This window comes from Nocardia carnea (assembly GCF_029868855.1).
Lineage (GTDB): Bacteria > Actinomycetota > Actinomycetes > Mycobacteriales > Mycobacteriaceae > Nocardia > Nocardia carnea_A.
Window position 1 is genome coordinate 1 of record NZ_JARWOV010000036.1, and the last position, 15,905, is coordinate 15,905.

The following is a 15,905-nucleotide window of genomic DNA, read 5'->3' on the forward strand; positions in this document are numbered from 1 at the left end:
ATAACCCCCGGCACCCCCGGCGCCCGCCACCCCCCGGGCACCCCCCCCGCCGCCGCCCCCCCGGCGGGCGCGGCCGATCCTGGATCGCATGCTGCTAGACGGTGACCTTGTGCTCGGCAGGGTCCGGTCGGCCGGTATGTCCGGAAGACCGGTCGCCGTTCCTCCGAGGCCGGTCGGACCGGATGAAGCAGCAGGTCGCCGCGCCGACGAACGGGCCGACCGCCAGCACGATGAACGCTGCGTAGAACGAACCGGTGGCGTGGAAGACGAAACCGACGACCGCGGGCACCACCACGCTGCCGAGCTGCCAGATCGCATTGACCCCGCCGGCAGCGGAACCGACCAGGTCACGGCCCGCGAGAGCCGGGGTCAGCGCGGCGGTGAGCGGCGAGTAGGCGTAGGCGCCCAGCCCCAGCAGCGGCGCGCACCAGAGGAACTGGGTGAAGCTCGACAGTGATCCGAAGGCGAGCAGGGTGGCGCCGAAGACGACCAGGATCACGACGATCGGCAGTTTCTGGCCGAGGCGGAGCTGGTCGGTGATCCAGCCGACCATGGGTTTCGCCACGACCGCGACCCCGGCGAAGATCACCAGAACCGTCCCGGCGTCCACCGGATCGATACCGTTGGCCTTGACCATGAGCGTATTCGACCAGGTGACGAAGCCGTAGGTACCCCACAGCCCCCCGAAGCCGGTGACCGCGAGCAGAAGCAGATCACGGTTGCGCAGCAGCGGCCGCAGATCCGGCAGCGCACTGGTACGGGATTTCTGCGGTGCCGTCTGCTCGACCGCCCCCTGCGGCCGGTCACGGAGCAATACGAAACACAGGATGCTGATGACCACGGTGACGATGCCGAACACGTGATACGACTCGCGCCACCCCGAGGCTTCGATCAGCCGGGGGACGACGGCGTTGGCGATCACGGTGCCGAGCGAGGTCGCGGTCATGAACACACCCATCGCGAACCCGCGCTGTGCGGGTGTGAACCAGGTCGCGATGAGTTTCAACCCGCCCGCGTAGTCGGCGCCCGCGAACAAACCCACGATGCCCTGCACGATCAAGCCTGCGGTGATCGATTCGACAGTGCCGAAAACGATCATGAACGAGCCCGCGACCAGCCCGGTGAGCGACAGGATCATGCGTCCGCCGAGCCAGTCGGTGAGGAATCCGCCGAAGGCGTTGGAGGCGACGTAGCCGATGTAGTAGCAGGTCGCGAAGATGCCGATGGCGGCGATCGGCACAGCGAGGGAATCGCTGACCGACGCCGAGGCCGGACCCCAGGTCGAGCGGTCGACCGAGGTCATGGTGAAGGCGGCCCAGCACATCGTGAGGACGACCCACCGGTAGGCGGAGGAGTGCTGGACGCTCATGCTCGAAGCTCCGATTCGCGGGATGACGGCAGTGGCTGGGGTGTCACACGCGGCCGGCTCATACGATCGCCCCCTGGGCGAGCAGGGCGCGGCGGATACCGGGCAGATCGTGACGCCGGCCCTCGCTGTACTGCGCGGCAGCGATCCCCGCGGCATGTCCGGTGGCGAAGGCAGTGCCCATCACCCGTACCGAGGCGAAGGCCTCGTCGTCCGAGCTGGTCAACCGGCCGACACCCCACACATTGCCGGTGTCGGCGCACCGGATGGCATCGTAGGGGACGTCGTACCAGCGTCCGCCATCGATCTCCTCGTAGTGGGTCACGCCCGGTCCGGCGTGATCCTCGATCGGCCAGCCGCAGCGGCCGATGGATTCGTCGGGACGTTTGCGGGCCCGCCGCACATCATCGGCGGTGATCATGGCCTTGCCGACGAGCCGCCGGCTCTCCCGGATACCGATCTGCGGGCCGGAGGTGACCAGGTAGGCCTGCTGCCAGCCGGCCATCCCCTTGCGCATCGCGTCGAGGTAGCGCCAGGACTGCGCGCGGGCACTGGCTTCTGCGGCACTGATCTGCCGCGCATCGAGGGTGTCGAAATGTTCGTCGACCAGCAGCGCCATCACCTCGCCGGTCACCGGCAGCCGGACCGCGATCCCGTGGTCGCGAGGCAGGTCGGCACCCGTCTCCTCGATATAGGCAGCCACCGCGGCGCGCATACCGTCGGTCGAGAGGTCGGCGTCCTCGGCGACTCCGCCGAAACGGCAGGCGAGAGTGTTGGTCTGCCGGTCGGCGAGGTCGACCGTGCGTACCGCCGCCCCGGCCGAGGCCAGCAGCGCCCCGTCACCGCTGGCGTCGATGAACGCATCGGCCGTGAGGCGTTCGGTGCCGCCCCGATGCGCGACCTCGATCTCGGTGATCGCCCCGTCGCGCCGGGTCGCCCCGATCAGCGTGGAATGCAGGCGCGTCTCGACCCCCGCATCGGCCACGATCTCGTCGCAGACGATCTTCGTGGTTTCGGCGTCCAGCAGCACGATCCGGTTACCGGTCCAGCCCATGACCTTCTCCGTGTACACCCCGCGGGCCCGCAACCGGTCCAGAACCTCCCCGCCCACCCCGGCGACGACGGTTTCGTGGGTCTGGTCGAAGAAACCACAGAAGGTGAGCACCGAACTGTTCGTCGCCGCGCCACCCAGGAACGGGTACCGCTCGACGAGCCGGACCCGCGCCCCGCTGCGCGCGGCACCGACCGCCGCCGCGATCCCGCCGGCGCCACCGCCGACCACAACAACATCGACATGCTCGGTGAGCGTCACCGTTGACTCCTATCCCTGCCCGGCGAGGTCGCCGGGGAATGCCTGTGGACTGAGTCACAACTCTGTGCGATACCTATGCCCCGCGTCCAATGCCTATATCAGCGACCGGGTATACCTTGCAGGTATGGCAATCTGGTGGGGTGGAGTTACGTCATCTCAGATACTTCGTGGCAGTGGTCGAGGAACGCTCGATCTCTCGCGCGGCCGAACGCCTCGTGATGTCGCAACCGGCGCTCACCCGGCAGATCAAAGAACTCGAGCGCGAATGCGGCATCGACCTCTTGGAACGCGTACCGCGGGGAGTGCACCCGACCCCCGCCGGCACCGCCCTCTACCAACACGCGGCACACCTGCTCGGATTGGCGGCCGTAACTCGTGACGTGGCCCGTTCCGCATCCGCCGCCCGCGAACTGATCTCCATCGGCCTGCCGCCCGGCCTCCCGGCCGACTGGCTCACCGGACTGATCCACACCTTCCGGAACGAAACCCCGGACATCCGAATAGAATTCAGCGACGCGAACAGCAGCGCCCAGCTGCGCTCGGTACAGGAAGGCCGGCTCGATATCGGCCTGGTCCACCAGAACCCACCGTCGAACCTGCACTCGATCGAACTCTTCGAGAAACCTTTCGGTCTCGCGGTCCGGCCGAATCACCCGCTGGCCGAACGGGATACGTGCCCGCTGGTCGAACTCGACAACCTTCGCGTGCTGGCCCACGCCCGCGAACAGATCCCCGCCGAGCACGACCGGCTGATCTCGGTCGCCTATGAAGCCGGTATCGCCCCGATCTGGCAGTTCGCGTCCTTCGTCGAAAACGCTCTGGCCTGCGCGGAAGTCACCGGATCGCATGCGGTGCTGCTCAGCGAGGCCAGCGCGCACCGGTTGCTGCCGGGCTGGCCGTGGGTAGAACTGGTGGAACCGGCGTTTCCGATGCGGACCTGGTTGGTGCGTCCGGAACAGGCCCGGTCTGCCGTCGAAACCGGTGGTGAAGTGATCGCCCGATACGCGCGGCGGGTGAACGAGCCGGTACCGGCTGCGGAGGGGCGAGGGACGTAGGGCGGGCTGTTCGGTCCCGCTGACCGACCTCATTCGGCAGAATGCTAGGACCACCAGCTTGGTGTGCTCGATATCGGCCGCGCCGTCACCGATCTCGTCACCGAGGGTTTCGATATGTTTTATCAACCCGTCGAAGGCGCCCTGCCCCGTGCCCGAGTTCGGTCCAGCGGTCGCTGATGGCCTGGGCGGTTTCGCCTTCGATGGCGGCCAGGACCTGGTCGATCGCGTGGTTGGCGTCCGGGCCTATCTCCTGAAGATCGCCGGCCAGGGTGACCCACGCGGTCTCCACTCGCCGCATCGCGGTCTCGTCGCCCTCGGGCCAATCACCGGCACCGACGACGTACTTCGCGACCCATTGCAGGGTCTCGGGGATTTCGATACCCATTCAGCACACTCCGCCCGGCAGCGCGGCGGGCTCAGTGACGCAGCGCTACCGCGACGAGCCCGGAAGAATTCGGCGGGCGTGGGGCGCTTACTGCCGTGACAGATCGAGGAAATCCGCACCGACAATGAGCAAATGGATTTGGGAGCCGGACGATTTCGCCGCGCTCTGGTATCGCGACGGAATCGACCGGTTCCCGCGTCCGCTGCGTTATCTGAGCCGCTACAAGACGCGTAATCCGTACGAGGCGCATGCCGCGGCGGTGCGGGCGCGGTACGACCGCGACGAGCACGAGTTGATCCGGCTCGCCCTGCACACGCTGACCGACGGTGATCTGCGGATCGAGATCCTGGGCGCTTCGACCGCGACCGACCGGGGCGGGGTTCGCGAATACCGTGTGGTCGGTGCGCAGACCACACGGTACGGGGTGGTGCTGGCGCAGTCGGCGACCGACGGTGTCGACGGTTCGGTGCACGCCCAGTTGTTCGCCGCGGACCAGCTGCCGAAACGTCTGGCGGGGCTGTTGCCGAAATGCGGGCCGGGCCGGGCAGCGCCGGCCACCTTTCATATCGACGATCTCGCGTCGGGCGGGGAGCAGCAGCAATCCATGCGACGCGGGCCGGGTGAACAGTATCGGCGCCTGGTGCGGCGCCCCGCCGACGGTGGCGGGAATGCCGGATTGCGAGTGGGTTCGATACTGGATCGGCCGAATCCCTGGTACGGGTTCCGGTGGTACGACATCACCGGCGACGGGCGCTACCTGGAGAGAAGAACCCGCCAGCATATGAGCGTGCGGCCCGCCGCACCCCAGGATTTCGCGGCGGGGTTCGCCGAATGGGTCGACCGTGCCGTGCGCCGTCTGCGTGACGATGAGCCGGAAGCCTGGTGGATCTACTCCGCCGCGTGGGACGGTGGGCGCGCATTTCGCTGGGCCCCGCAACTCCCCGTCGGTGCGAGCGCCCGAAGTTTCGGCCGCAGTCTGCACGGGGGCGGCGGCAACGGCCCGAGGTAACAGTTCTCGCAGATACATACAGGGCGTGGAGTCAACCATCGAGGTGCCGCGCGATCGCATCGAGAGTTGTTGCAGTGTGCAGGTATTCGCCGTCCGAGGCGTCGAGTAGCGCCCAGTTCGGTGGTTCGTTGTGCTCGCGTATCAACCGGTAGCCGGAATTGCGGGCGCGGTCCGCGAGTGCGTCGAACGAAAGGGCGGTGTATTCCGTTTCATCGGTCATGGTGCCTCGATTCAGGTGGCTGCCAGCGGTGCAGGGCGTCGACGATTCGGGTGAGGGATGCGATATCGACCGGTGTGCTCCATAGCGGATCATCCGGAATGGGAATTCCACCGGGAATCCGCTGGGGGAGTTTCTCTTTCATCGGGGGCCTCGGTGTATTTCGGTCAATTGCCCAGGAACTCCCGGCCCCCGGGTGCAAGACGACGCTCCTCGATCAGCCGGTCCCTGGCCTGCTGTTTCAGCGGGCAGGCGGTGAGTGGGCAGTCGATATGTGCCTGCATGACGAGATGGGCGTGGGAAATGGTCATCACCGGTATGCGCCGGTGATCTGTCACCGGTAGGCCGAATATCATGGTCGCCTCGCAAATTCGGGGTGTGGTGGTCGGTTCGCAGGGTTTCCGGGGTGGAAACCCGGAAAGAACTGACTCGTTCGAGACAGTCCGGCCGGGTGGAATCTTCCACGGCGGAGGGTGCTGCCAGGGCGGTGCATGTTCAGTAGAACATCCACTTCCGAAATTGTGGAGTCCTTCGTAAGATCCAGGCGCACAATAGTTTTGATCCGAATGGATCGGTAATTCCAAGCTGTTCGACTGTTCCATTCGACATGACATAACCCCGAGTTACGCTAACGAAAGGCGACACCCCTATGTCGATCGAACCGAACCCGCCGACTCTGCCGCGTCGTGTACTCGGCCGGCGTTTGCGTGAGATGCGCGAGCTTGCCGGGCTGACCCGCGCGCATGCGGCCCGCAGGTGTGAGATGGGTGCACAAACGTTGTGGCGGTTGGAAACCGGGCGCAACAGCGAGACGAAGAAGATGGTCATCAACGCCCTCTGCGATACCTACGAAGCGAGCGCGGACGACCGCCGCGAACTCTTGTGGCTCGTCGACGAGTCCCGGAAGGACGGGTGGTGGCAGTCCAACGCTGACGCCGTGACCCCTAAAGCCGAAATATTTTTCGAGCTCGAACGAGCGGCTTGTGAGGTGTTCTCTTGGCAGACGATGACGTTGCCGGGGTTGCTCCAAACTCACGCTTACCGGCGGGCTATGTGGGAAGTATCGGAGCCGCTCGGTAGGCCAATCGATCCCGAAGAGGAGGTGATTCTGCTCGAGCGTCGCCAGGAACGAATCTTCGAACGATCAGGATTCGAGCTCGAGGTTGCTCTGAGTGAATCTGTGATACGGCAACGCATCGGCGGAGCCGAGACTATGGCGGATCAACTGGATCACCTCGTCACCCTGGGAACACAGCCGAACGTATCGCTGCGGATCGTGCCGTTCGATGCCCCCGGTCACCTTGGCCTGATGTCGAAACACTTTGTCTACTTGGAGTTTCCCGAGCATCTGAATCCCGCGCTGACGGAAGATCCCGTGGTCTACATCGAAGGCTTCACCGGATCGTTGTATCTGGACAAGCCGACCGAGATCGACCAGTATCAGGCGACTCGCACGTCCATTCTGCAAGTAGCATTGGACGAAGACGACACACTGCGCCTCATCAGGGCGACGGCGAGGGAGTATCGGTCATGAACGTCGATCTGTCCGGGGCGACATGGTTCAAGAGCAGCCGGAGCACCAGCGGCGACGATTGTGTCGAGATTGCCCACCTGCGGGGTGGGTCGGTTGGTGTGCGGGATTCGAAGAACCCCACCGGCCCGGCCTTGGCCTTCGGACCGGACGAATGGGATGCGTTCACCGCCGCCGTCGCTGGTGGCGGATTCGAACCGACCCACTGAAATACACGTCCCAACGAGATGACCCCGCCGCCGGAACTGTGCCCGGGGCGGGGTTCGTCATCCAGTCCGTAGGTAAGAGTCGCCTGCTTGTCTCCCGCTATGTCGCCCGGTGCATGTTGGGCGTGCTGAGACCGCTATGCGTGCGCTCGCAGGGCGTCGATGAGCCATTCCGCACCCGGAATCATCGACGGACGTGCGGGCCAGCCGTTGATGATCCCGAGCAGCGACCAGTAACGCTCGACCCGCCTGTCGGTGAACGTGGCCATCTGGTCGGCGAGGGCGGTTCGGTCGACGACATCCGGAAGAGCCTGGGCGAGGATATCGGCCGCTGGCGCCGAGTCCGGTGCGATACCGGCCTCGAGTGCGGCGGTTCCGGCTTCCATGGCAGCGGTGCCGGCGGCGGTATCGGCCTCCGGAACCCGGGCGTCCCCAGCACGGGCGCCGGTGACGGCCATTTCCCGGCAGCGGTCCCGGAAACCCTGGTCGCGCACCAGTTCCGCCAGTTCGATCCAGGCATCGACCTGTTCGGGTGACGGATCGTCGGGCAGGGTGGCCGGCATCGACCGCATCCCGTCGGCGATATGGGCGCCGGGGGCGTCCGGTTCGATGCCCGCGAATGCCTCGTCGACGAAATCGTCGATGATCCGCTGGCGTTCGGCGGCGGACAGGGTGGCGAGTTCGTGCATGATTCTCAACTCCTCGGTGGTGCTGTTGCGGTGTGCGACCGACCGCAGAACCGCGCGGCGTATCCGCAGCGTGCGGATCTCGGCGTCCAGCGCTCGCGCGTGGGCGGCCGCCACCTCCGCCAAACCGGTCTGCCGCTCCACCACCGCGCGTACGGTGGCCATATCGAGGTCCAGTTCGCGCAGGGTGTGTACCAGTTCGAGCCGGGCGACGGCTTCGGTGTCGTAGAGCCGGTACCCGGCGGGGCTGCGGGTGGTGGGTGGCACCAGTCCCGCGTCCGACCAGAACCGGATGGTTCTGGCGTCGAGGCCGGTGCGCTGTGCCAGTTGCCCGATGGTGAACAAGGTGTCGCGGTCGGTCACGAGTACAGCCTGAACCTTCCAGCGGGTGGAAGGTCAAGCCCGATCGGAGTACCGCCGATGATCGGTGTGGAGTCAGCGGTGCCGGACGGCGGTTCGCCGGCCGAACTCGCGCACGACGGCGGTGGATGCGGTGGCGGCGATATCGTCGATCCATACCGGGATCGGGGCGGCGCGCGCGATGTAGTCGCGGACCAGGCCGTAGGGGATGGCTTTGACCGCGGCGGTGGCGATGGCCATACCGAGTTCGTCGGCGACGCCGAACTCCGTGGTCACGGCATCGTGTATCGCGGTGTTCATCTCGTCGTTGACGGTGGCGATCGCGGCGCGTAGATCGTCCGGTCCGGTGCCGAGTAGTTCTTCCCGGTGGAACATCTTCATCGCCCGTGCCTCGGTGGGATGTTCGCGGCAATAGCGCGGCAGGTATGCCGCGGCGGCGAGTAGCGGGTCCGGGCCGGACAGGGCATCGATGAGACCGGTCTGGAAACGGCGGATCGAGCGGAGCCACAGCCGCGCGAGCAGTTCGTCGCGGGAGGCGAAACGTACGTAGATAGATCCGGTGTGCACGCCGGAGGCGGCGCTGATCGCGGCGATGCCCGGCCGGGTGATCGCGGGGTCGGCGAGCAGGTCGCGGGCCGCGTCGAGGACCTGATCATCGGTGAACCGCCGGGGTCTTGCCACCGGGTCAGTTTAGGACATAGTTTTAGAATATGGATTCAAAAACTAGGGTTCCGGTGGTCGGTGGCCTGCTCGCCTTCATCGGGTCGGTTCATACCGTCATGGGTATCGTCGCCTGGGCGACACAGGATCAGGACAGCGAATTGTCCTTCTGGTTCACCGCATTCGGTGTCCTGGCCATCGGTTTCGGAATCGCGGTCATCGAGGTCGAGCGGGCCCGCGGATTCGTCACCGCGCCGATCCTCGCCGCGATCGTGGTGCTGGCCGCTTTCGGTCTGATCTACATGCCTGTCTCGGGATTCCTCAGCCTTCTCCTGCCACTCGCATTCGGTGTCGGCGGCTGGATCAAGGGACGCCCGGTGGCTACCGCCACGGCCTGAGGGGCCACCCATGGCCGGCTGAATATGTGCCGGGAGCGGTCGCTCCCGCGCTCGGATGAGCCGAGCCGAGGCGGCCACCGCTGCTCGTACCGACCGATCCGCCTCGGGCACCTGCCGTTCTATGCGCTACAACAGTCCGGGCGCCGGCGGGGTGGGATGCGCCCGGGAATTCTCCGGTTTCGGGGCGGTCGGATCCCAGAGTCCACCGGCGGTGCCGCGGGAGAGGTGCTCGGCGTAGACGCCGACTTTCCAGGCGATGATGGCACGGCATTCCTCCAGTGCCGTGATCTGCGCCTCGACACGCTGCTCATGGGCATCGAGCAGCCGCAGCCGTTCGGCCTCGTTGCCCGGACCCTGCCGCACCAGCTCGGCGAACCGTACGAGATCGGCCAGCGGCATCCCGGATTCGCGCAGCTTGACGCAGATCAGCAACCAGTCGACATCGGCGGCGGTGTACCGCCGCCGGCCACCCGACGTCCGCTGAACCGGCCCGACCAGCAGTCCCTCGCGCTCGTAGAAGCGCAGAGCGTGCACGCTGAGCCCGGTCCGCTCGGCCACCTCACCGATGCCGAGGGGCTCCGCACGTGTTTCGGGAGTCGCCATACGGTCAGCGTAGGACTTGAGCTAGACCTCGCTCTAGTTTCTATGGTCCTCCGCATGACACTCACCGATCAGCAGCCGCTCGGCTCCCCGTTCTCCGCCACCAGCACCGCCCGGGATGTGCTCGCCGATATCGATCTCTCGGGCGCCACCGCCCTCGTGACCGGCGGCTACTCCGGGCTCGGACTGGAAACCGCCCGAAGTCTGGCCGCCGCCGGTGCCAGGGTTGTCGTCCCGGCCCGCCGCCCTGCCGAAGCCCGCGCCGCGCTCGCGGATGTGGACGGTTGCGAGGTGATCCCCATGGATCTGGCCGACCTCGGCAGCGTGCGTACCGCCGCCGCGCAGATCGAAGACCGTCTCGCCGAACTCGACCTGGTGATGGCCCTCGCCGGCATCATGGCCACCCCTGAAAAACGGGTGGGACACGGCTGGGAAGGTCAGCTCGCCGTGAACCATCTCGGCCACTTCGCACTCGTCTGTGAGCTGTATCCGCTCCTCGCCGCCGCAGGCGGCGCACGTGTCGTCGTCAACAGCTCCGCGGGCCACACCCTGACCGATATCCGCTGGCACGACCCGCACTTCCGCACCGGTTACGACAAATGGCTCGCCTATGGCCAGGCAAAAACGGCCAACGCGCTGTTCGCGGTGCACCTCGATGCGCTCGGGCGAAACGACGGCGTCCGGGCGTTCGCGCTGCACCCGGGAAAGATCATCACCGGCCTCCAGCGGGAGATGACCCGGCAGGAACAGATCGACCGCGGGTGGATCGACGAGCACGGCCGCGTAATCGGCGCCGATTTCAAAACGCCCGCCCAAGGGGCCGCCACCGGGTTGTGGGCCGCCACTTCCGCGCTGCTCACCGAGCGCGGCGGGCTCTATCTCGAGGACTGCGAGGTCGCACGGATCTCCGACCCCGGCGCACCCATGGATGACGGCGGCGTCCGCGCCTACGCCGTCGACCCCGGATCGGCCGCCCGGCTGTGGGAGCTGTCCGTCGCAGCGACCGGCGCCACCCCGATCACGCGATGAACCCTTCCGGTGGACCGCGGGCCTGCTGTGAGCACTCAGAAGGCGAGGGCTGCCCAGGTGATGTCGATCGGGAACGGAAACCCGAACGAGACGCCTGTTTCGTCTGCGTGCGTCCATTCTCCCACCAACCGGTAGTCGGACCGGTGCAGCGGACGGACGCCTTCGGGCAATGTGGCGACCCCAGTTTCCAGCCCATATGCTCGGATCTTCGCGATCGCGCTGACATCCTGTTGCAGAGTCACCTCCCAGTACCAGGCGATCCCCGCAGCCGCGTACCGGCTCTTCTTGGCCTCGATGTCTGTTTGTGTGTTGGATGGCGACAACACCTCGCCGACAAGCACCGTATCCGCGGCCCGGACATCCTGATAGGAGGGAATGCATCGGTGCACGAGGAAGTCCGGCGTCAGGAAGTCCGACTTGCCACTCGATCCCAGAAACACGTTGGTTTCGGACTCGACCTCCCAGCAGCGTTCAGGACGGGCGGCCATGTGCTCGCGTGAGCAGCGCTCGATCTCGTTGACGAGTCGACGAGTGAACTTCTGGTGTTCGCGAGGTCCGCGCCGCACCCACACCACCCGTCCGTCCCAGAGTTCGATTTGTTCCGCGATCTCGTCCGGTAGACGCTCCAATTCCTCCCAGGTCATGTATTCGGGGAGGTCGGGCTTCTCGATCCGGGGCGAGGACATGGGCCAATCGTATGCGGATACCAGGGCGTCGAGCAGGCGTGTAGCGATTCGAATACCTGCCACGTCGTGTCACAGGCCGCTGATTCCGTGCCCGGCAACGACTGCGCCCATCGCCAGGAGCACGATCGCCATCACCACGTGGTTGTTGTCCTGCAACCACGCCCGTAGCTGGTTCAGCGGTTCGCGCAGCCGGTCGGCGGCCAGGGTGTAGCCGAGGATCACGGCCAGCACACTGGAGGCGGCCAGTGCCGTGAACACGAGGACGGCGACGGCTTGTCCGCCGACGCTGGTGCCGCCGGCCCCGATCACCACACCGGCCGACAGGCACAGCAGCAGGTTCTTCGGGTTCACCGCGGAGAGCAGCGCTCCCAATCCGGTCGCCCGCGCCACCGTCAGGGTGTCGATGGCGCTCATCCAGCCCGGTATCGCGGTCTCGGCGCGCGACCGCCACTGCCCTGCGGCCAAACCCAACAGCAAGATCCCGAGCACAATTTTCACCCACGCGCCCGCCGCCGACGGCTCCCGATCACCTCCGCCGCCCAGCGGACCGGCCAGCAACGCCGCGATCACGGTGGCGGCGGCGATCCCGGCGACCCAGCCGAGCGCGAACCCGCGCCCGGCTCCGCCGGCGTGGGCCGACAGGATCATCAGGATCGCGGCCACGATCGGGATCGGGGAGATCGCCACCCCGATTGCCAGCGGGAGCAGATCACCGATCACAGTGCTCATCTGCTGGACGGTAGGACACGACTACAGTCCACGGCCTGCGCTGCGCTGGTCCGATCTCGTGTCGTTGACGCATCGTGACCCAGGGTTGCCGGCCACCGAACAGCACCGACCGGGTTTCGAGTACCGGTTCAGCCGAGGACGGCGGTCAGGTCGAGACGGGTGAGGCGGTCGCGGTCGGCGAGGATATCGATGGCGGTGATGCGGTCGCCGGCGACGGTGAAACCGAGCACCGAGAACGGGGCACCGTCGAGGGTGTTGACCAGGCCCGCGCCACCGTTGACCACGGCGGGGTGGATGGTGCAGGTGGTGGCCATCCGCCGGAACGTTTCGGCCTGGCCGGCGACGGCGGTGGCGCCGCGGATCACGCGCATGGTTTCGCCGGCGTCGGCGCGCAAGACGACGTCGGGGTCGAGCAGGCGGAGCAGTTCGTCGAAGTCGCCGCCGCGGGCGGCGGTGAGGAAGGCGTCCACGACACGGCGTTGCCGGGACAGATCCGGGTCCGGGTTCGGGGTCGCTCCCTGAACCCGGCGGCGCGCCTGGCTGGCGAGTTTCTTGGCGGTCTGCGGGGTGCGGTCGACGATGGGCGCGATCTGCTCGTACGGCATGGCGAACATATCGTGCAGGACGAAGGCCAGCCGTTCGGCCGGACTCAGCGATTCGAGTACCACCAGCAGCGCCAGACCGACCGAATCCGCCAGTAGGGCTTCGTGTTCCGGGTCGGGTGTGGTCTCGCTGACGATCACCGGGTCGGGCAGATGCTCGGCTTCGAGGGGCTCCTCGTGGCGGGTCTTGCGGCTGCGGAGCATATCCAGGCAGACCCGCCCGACGACCGTGGTCAGCCAGCCGCCCAGATTGCCGACCTCGGTGGTGTCGGTGCGGGCCAGCCGCAGCCATGCCTCCTGCACCGCGTCGTCGGCTTCGGTGAGTGAGCCGAGCATGCGGTAGGCGACCGCCCGCAAATGGGTGCGGTGTTCCTCGAACCGGTCGGCCAGCAGTTGATCGTCGTGCACGACAGTCTCTCCTCGATCTCGTCTTGTACCGATGACGTATCGGAGACGACGAACGTGACCCTAATGCTCGCCGGGTCGCGGGGTCCGACCGGACGACCTGTCGGTGGCAGCCACCGACAGGGGCTTTGACCAGCTCTTTCACCGACCGCGGTCACGTTTTGTTCCCGCCGTCCGTCAGTGCAGCAGAACCCGCTCCGCCGCGGCGGACGGAGCCCGGAGCTCCCGCCGCGCGGACCGCTCGAACCTCTGTCGAAGGGAACCGAAACCATGCAGGAAATCGAAGTACACGGCACCGTCGCCGACGGCTACGAGCAGGTGCGGGCCGAGTTCGCCGCCGTCGTTGCCGAGGAGGACGGGGAATCCGGTGCACAGCTCGCCGCGTTCGTGCGCGGCCGGCGGGTAGTGGACCTGTGGGCGGGTCCGGAGGTCACCGACACCACCCTCACCGGCCTGCATTCGTCGTCCAAAGGGGCCGCCGGGCTGGTGATCGCGCTGCTGATCCAGGACGGCGTGCTCGATATCGACCGGCCGGTCGCCCACTATTGGCCGCGGTTCGCCACAGCGGGTAAGGAGCAGATCACGGTGCGCGATGTGCTCGTGCACCGCTCCGGGATCGTCGGCGCCGACGGCGGTTTCACCGTCGCCGAGCTGGCCGACGAACACGTCATCGCCGAACGGCTGGTCGGGCAGCGACCGTGGTTCGCGCCGCGCAGTGTGCACGGATACGGCGGGTTCGTGATGTACGCGATCCTCGGTCAGGTCGTGCGGGCGCTCACCGGGAAAACTGTCCAGGAGCTGTACGAGCAGCGTATCCGCGCACCCTACGGGCTGGACGTCTACCTGGGGCTGCCCGAAGAGATCGATCACCGCTACCTGCCGATCCTGCCGTGGCGGGCGAACGCGGAGATGGAAGCCGCCTTCGCGGCGAACTCGCCCAACCCGTACGGCGTGGCCGGGATCTCCTACAACCTCAACGCGCGCGGTTTCACCGCCGCCGATGTCATGGCGCTGCCCAACGATCCGGTGCTGCGCCGGCTCGGTCAGGGTTCGGCCGGCGGTGTCGGCAGTGCACGTGGTCTGGCGGCGATGTACGCGGCAGCCGTCACCGGTATCGACGGGCGGGACCCGCTGCTGTCGCTCGAAACCATCGCCACCGTATCCGCGATCCATTCCAGCGGCGTCGACCTGGTGCGGGGCGATCGCGCACCGTACGCACTGGGATTCGAGGCCAAGAGCCTGCTGTACCCGTTCCTCGGTGCGCACGCGTTCGGGCACACCGGATCAGCGGGCTCCGACGGATTCGCCGATCCGCACAGCGGTCTCACCTACGGCTACACCCGCCGCCGCGCCGCCTTCGCCTTCAACGCACCCGAGAACGCCCGGCTGGCCGCGGTCATCCACCGCGCGGCGACCGAATCCGGTCTCGCATCGGCCGCCTGACATCCCCACTCGTCCACCGACTCCGAGGAGTAGTACAACCATGTCCACTCGCACCACTTCACCGAGGTCCCGCGGCCTGAAACTCGCGCGCTGGGTTCCGGTGGCGGCCGTCCTGACCGAGACCGCGGTCGGCGCCTACTGGGACCTCGCCCGGATCTCCTACGTCCGCGACTCGTTCGACCACCTCGGCTACCCGATGTACTTCGCCACCATGCTCGGTGTCGCCAAAACCGCCGCGCTTGCCGCGATCCTCACCCCCGGTCACCCCCGTACCAAGGAGTGGGCCTACGCCGGACTGGTTTTCGTGTACGGCGGCGCCGCCACCTCCCATCTCGCCGCCGGCGACGGCCCGGACAAATGGGCCGTGCCGCTGGCCTTCGCCGCCTGCACCTTCGCCGCCCGCGCCTGGCTGCCGCAGGGCACGTCGACGACTGCCGCGCTGCGAGCCCTAGGCGGGAGCCGGCGCCCACAGCCCGCCTGACCGGTCCACCACCACGGATTCACCACAACAGAGAAGGAAACGAACAGTCATGAGCACGAACACCACCCAGCAGACCGATACCTCCCGCCTGCCGAATCCGCAGCAGCTCGTCCCGGCACTGGGCGAGGTCGGGGCGGCGCTGTTCAAGGCGACCGGTAACGGTGCGATATCCCGGGTCACGATCGGGCTGGTCCAGTTGCGCGCCGGACAGCTCGTCGGCAGCACCTACCTGGCGATCCTGCACGCCGGGAATCTGCGCGCCGCCGGAGAATCCGAGGAACGTATCGCCGCGGTCGCCACCTGGCGCGACGCTCCCTATTTCACCGGGGCCGAACGGGCGGCGCTCGCGCTGGTGGAGGCGGTACTGCAACCGGCACCGCACGGTGAACGCGTGCCCGACGAGCTGTACGCCCGCGTCGCCGAACACTACGACGACACGGCCCTGGCGACCCTCGCGATGGCCATCGGCCAGGTGAACTTCTTCGTCCCGCTGGCCCTCATCGGCAAACCGCTGCCCGGCCGGTCGCCGGCCGAACAGTGGACGCCGGTGCCGGCCTGACAGGTCGAAACCAACCGTGGCGGGGGGGGGGGGCCCCAAGAACCCCCCCCCGGGGGGGGGGGCGCGGGGGGGCCGCCGGCCCCAGTAGGGGCCAGAGCCCCGCGGGGCCGCCCCCCCCCCCGCCACGGTTGGTTTCGACCTGTCAGGCCGGCACCGGCGTCCACTGTTCGGCCGGCGACCGGCCGG

20 protein-coding genes are annotated in these 15,905 nt (G+C 67.3%); 9 read left to right on the plus strand and 11 right to left on the minus strand.

The features are described from left to right. Positions 1 to 94: 94 nt before the first annotated feature. Together QH195_RS02790 and QH195_RS02795 are read right to left on the minus strand one after the other, a co-directional pair. Complete coding sequence (locus QH195_RS02790; RefSeq protein ID WP_280426209.1) at positions 95 to 1,369, minus strand: MFS transporter; 1,275 nt, start codon at positions 1,367 to 1,369, stop codon at positions 95 to 97. 58 nt (positions 1,370 to 1,427) lie between these two features. Further along, positions 1,428 to 2,678: an FAD-dependent oxidoreductase gene (locus QH195_RS02795; RefSeq protein ID WP_280434226.1), complete on the minus strand. Its 1,251-nt coding sequence runs from the start codon at positions 2,676 to 2,678 to the stop codon at positions 1,428 to 1,430. 140 nt (positions 2,679 to 2,818) lie between these two features. Here QH195_RS02795 and QH195_RS02800 point away from each other — a divergent pair, with 140 nt between their 5' ends. After that, entirely contained in the window at positions 2,819 to 3,733 is a 915-nt protein-coding gene (locus QH195_RS02800) for a LysR family transcriptional regulator (protein ID WP_280434227.1), read from the plus strand. Between the two features lie 97 nt (positions 3,734 to 3,830). On the opposite strand, the gene QH195_RS02805 is transcribed toward QH195_RS02800, so the two are convergent. After that, the gene (locus tag QH195_RS02805) at positions 3,831 to 4,118 is read right to left on the minus strand and encodes a hypothetical protein (protein WP_280434228.1); all 288 of its coding nucleotides are present in this window, start codon (positions 4,116 to 4,118) and stop codon (positions 3,831 to 3,833) included. Between the two features lie 124 nt (positions 4,119 to 4,242). Here QH195_RS02805 and QH195_RS02810 point away from each other — a divergent pair, with 124 nt between their 5' ends. After that, on the plus strand, positions 4,243 to 5,127 hold the full coding sequence (locus tag QH195_RS02810) for an ESX secretion-associated protein EspG (RefSeq protein WP_280434229.1): 885 nt from the start codon (positions 4,243 to 4,245) through the stop codon (positions 5,125 to 5,127). Positions 5,128 to 5,158: 31 nt separating this feature from the next. Here the strand turns inward: QH195_RS02810 and QH195_RS02815 are convergent, their stop codons facing one another. After that, positions 5,159 to 5,347, minus strand: coding sequence for a hypothetical protein (locus QH195_RS02815; RefSeq protein ID WP_280434230.1), 189 nt, complete (start codon positions 5,345 to 5,347; stop codon positions 5,159 to 5,161). A 164-nt stretch (positions 5,348 to 5,511) separates the two neighbouring features. Further along, positions 5,512 to 5,655 (minus strand): hypothetical protein, encoded by a 144-nt coding sequence (locus QH195_RS02820; protein WP_280434231.1) that lies wholly within the window; start codon positions 5,653 to 5,655, stop codon positions 5,512 to 5,514. A 338-nt stretch (positions 5,656 to 5,993) separates the two neighbouring features. Between QH195_RS02820 and QH195_RS02825 the strand changes: the two genes are divergently transcribed. After that, on the plus strand, positions 5,994 to 6,878 hold the full coding sequence (locus QH195_RS02825) for a helix-turn-helix domain-containing protein (protein ID WP_280426216.1): 885 nt from the start codon (positions 5,994 to 5,996) through the stop codon (positions 6,876 to 6,878). Beyond that, positions 6,875 to 7,084, plus strand: a complete 210-nt coding sequence (locus tag QH195_RS02830) for a DUF397 domain-containing protein (protein WP_280434232.1) — start codon at positions 6,875 to 6,877, stop codon at positions 7,082 to 7,084. Before QH195_RS02825 ends, QH195_RS02830 begins: the two co-directional genes overlap by 4 nt. 134 nt (positions 7,085 to 7,218) lie before the next feature. Here QH195_RS02830 and QH195_RS02835 read toward each other — a convergent pair whose 3' ends face one another. Both QH195_RS02835 and QH195_RS02840 read right to left on the minus strand, forming a co-directional pair. Further along, a complete protein-coding gene (locus QH195_RS02835) occupies positions 7,219 to 8,130 on the minus strand; it encodes a MerR family transcriptional regulator (RefSeq protein ID WP_280434233.1) in 912 nt (303 codons plus the stop codon). Positions 8,131 to 8,202: 72 nt separating this feature from the next. Continuing rightward, positions 8,203 to 8,808 carry a TetR/AcrR family transcriptional regulator gene (locus tag QH195_RS02840; RefSeq protein ID WP_280426219.1) on the minus strand — a complete coding sequence of 202 codons (606 nt, stop codon included), beginning with the start codon at positions 8,806 to 8,808 and terminating at the stop codon, positions 8,203 to 8,205. 29 nt (positions 8,809 to 8,837) lie between these two features. Here QH195_RS02840 and QH195_RS02845 point away from each other — a divergent pair, with 29 nt between their 5' ends. Continuing rightward, the gene (locus tag QH195_RS02845; protein ID WP_280426220.1) at positions 8,838 to 9,185 is read left to right on the plus strand and encodes a DUF6463 family protein; all 348 of its coding nucleotides are present in this window, start codon (positions 8,838 to 8,840) and stop codon (positions 9,183 to 9,185) included. A gap of 126 nt (positions 9,186 to 9,311) precedes the next feature. Here the strand turns inward: QH195_RS02845 and QH195_RS02850 are convergent, their stop codons facing one another. Then, on the minus strand, positions 9,312 to 9,788 hold the full coding sequence (locus QH195_RS02850; RefSeq protein ID WP_280426221.1) for a MerR family transcriptional regulator: 477 nt from the start codon (positions 9,786 to 9,788) through the stop codon (positions 9,312 to 9,314). 54 nt (positions 9,789 to 9,842) lie between these two features. On the opposite strand from QH195_RS02850, the gene QH195_RS02855 reads away from it, so the two are divergent. Next, positions 9,843 to 10,814 carry an oxidoreductase gene (locus QH195_RS02855; RefSeq protein WP_280434234.1) on the plus strand — a complete coding sequence of 324 codons (972 nt, stop codon included), beginning with the start codon at positions 9,843 to 9,845 and terminating at the stop codon, positions 10,812 to 10,814. 35 nt (positions 10,815 to 10,849) lie between these two features. On the opposite strand, the gene QH195_RS02860 is transcribed toward QH195_RS02855, so the two are convergent. From QH195_RS02860 to QH195_RS02870, 3 genes are all read right to left on the minus strand, one after another. Next, positions 10,850 to 11,500 (minus strand): Uma2 family endonuclease, encoded by a 651-nt coding sequence (locus QH195_RS02860; protein WP_280426223.1) that lies wholly within the window; start codon positions 11,498 to 11,500, stop codon positions 10,850 to 10,852. 69 nt (positions 11,501 to 11,569) lie between these two features. Further along, complete coding sequence (locus QH195_RS02865) at positions 11,570 to 12,229, minus strand: GAP family protein (RefSeq protein WP_280426224.1); 660 nt, start codon at positions 12,227 to 12,229, stop codon at positions 11,570 to 11,572. A 128-nt stretch (positions 12,230 to 12,357) separates the two neighbouring features. After that, positions 12,358 to 13,239 carry a sigma-70 family RNA polymerase sigma factor gene (locus QH195_RS02870; RefSeq protein WP_280434235.1) on the minus strand — a complete coding sequence of 294 codons (882 nt, stop codon included), beginning with the start codon at positions 13,237 to 13,239 and terminating at the stop codon, positions 12,358 to 12,360. A 267-nt stretch (positions 13,240 to 13,506) separates the two neighbouring features. On the opposite strand from QH195_RS02870, the gene QH195_RS02875 reads away from it, so the two are divergent. Genes QH195_RS02875 through QH195_RS02885 form a run of 3 tightly spaced genes read left to right on the plus strand, consistent with a single transcriptional unit; the run spans position 13,507 to position 15,719 of the window. Beyond that, entirely contained in the window at positions 13,507 to 14,679 is a 1,173-nt protein-coding gene (locus QH195_RS02875) for a serine hydrolase domain-containing protein (RefSeq protein WP_280434236.1), read from the plus strand. A gap of 40 nt (positions 14,680 to 14,719) precedes the next feature. Beyond that, complete coding sequence (locus QH195_RS02880) at positions 14,720 to 15,160, plus strand: DoxX family protein (RefSeq protein ID WP_280434237.1); 441 nt, start codon at positions 14,720 to 14,722, stop codon at positions 15,158 to 15,160. Between the two features lie 49 nt (positions 15,161 to 15,209). Beyond that, on the plus strand, positions 15,210 to 15,719 hold the full coding sequence (locus QH195_RS02885; RefSeq protein WP_280434238.1) for a carboxymuconolactone decarboxylase family protein: 510 nt from the start codon (positions 15,210 to 15,212) through the stop codon (positions 15,717 to 15,719). The last annotated feature ends 186 nt before the right edge of the window (positions 15,720 to 15,905 follow it).

Coding starts and splice junctions, on each gene's coding strand:
- QH195_RS02880 (WP_280434237.1), top strand. CDS start 14,720: ATGTCCACTCGCACCACTTCACCGAGGTCCCGCGGCCTGAAACTCGCG.
- QH195_RS02815 (WP_280434230.1), bottom strand. CDS start 5,347: ATGACCGATGAAACGGAATACACCGCCCTTTCGTTCGACGCACTCGCG.
- QH195_RS02805 (WP_280434228.1), bottom strand. CDS start 4,118: ATGGGTATCGAAATCCCCGAGACCCTGCAATGGGTCGCGAAGTACGTC.
- QH195_RS02810 (WP_280434229.1), top strand. CDS start 4,243: ATGAGCAAATGGATTTGGGAGCCGGACGATTTCGCCGCGCTCTGGTAT.
- QH195_RS02790 (WP_280426209.1), bottom strand. CDS start 1,369: ATGAGCGTCCAGCACTCCTCCGCCTACCGGTGGGTCGTCCTCACGATG.
- QH195_RS02820 (WP_280434231.1), bottom strand. CDS start 5,655: ATGACCATTTCCCACGCCCATCTCGTCATGCAGGCACATATCGACTGC.
- QH195_RS02830 (WP_280434232.1), top strand. CDS start 6,875: ATGAACGTCGATCTGTCCGGGGCGACATGGTTCAAGAGCAGCCGGAGC.
- QH195_RS02845 (WP_280426220.1), top strand. CDS start 8,838: ATGGATTCAAAAACTAGGGTTCCGGTGGTCGGTGGCCTGCTCGCCTTC.
- QH195_RS02865 (WP_280426224.1), bottom strand. CDS start 12,229: ATGAGCACTGTGATCGGTGATCTGCTCCCGCTGGCAATCGGGGTGGCG.
- QH195_RS02850 (WP_280426221.1), bottom strand. CDS start 9,788: ATGGCGACTCCCGAAACACGTGCGGAGCCCCTCGGCATCGGTGAGGTG.
- QH195_RS02860 (WP_280426223.1), bottom strand. CDS start 11,500: ATGTCCTCGCCCCGGATCGAGAAGCCCGACCTCCCCGAATACATGACC.
- QH195_RS02885 (WP_280434238.1), top strand. CDS start 15,210: ATGAGCACGAACACCACCCAGCAGACCGATACCTCCCGCCTGCCGAAT.
- QH195_RS02875 (WP_280434236.1), top strand. CDS start 13,507: ATGCAGGAAATCGAAGTACACGGCACCGTCGCCGACGGCTACGAGCAG.
- QH195_RS02825 (WP_280426216.1), top strand. CDS start 5,994: ATGTCGATCGAACCGAACCCGCCGACTCTGCCGCGTCGTGTACTCGGC.
- QH195_RS02855 (WP_280434234.1), top strand. CDS start 9,843: ATGACACTCACCGATCAGCAGCCGCTCGGCTCCCCGTTCTCCGCCACC.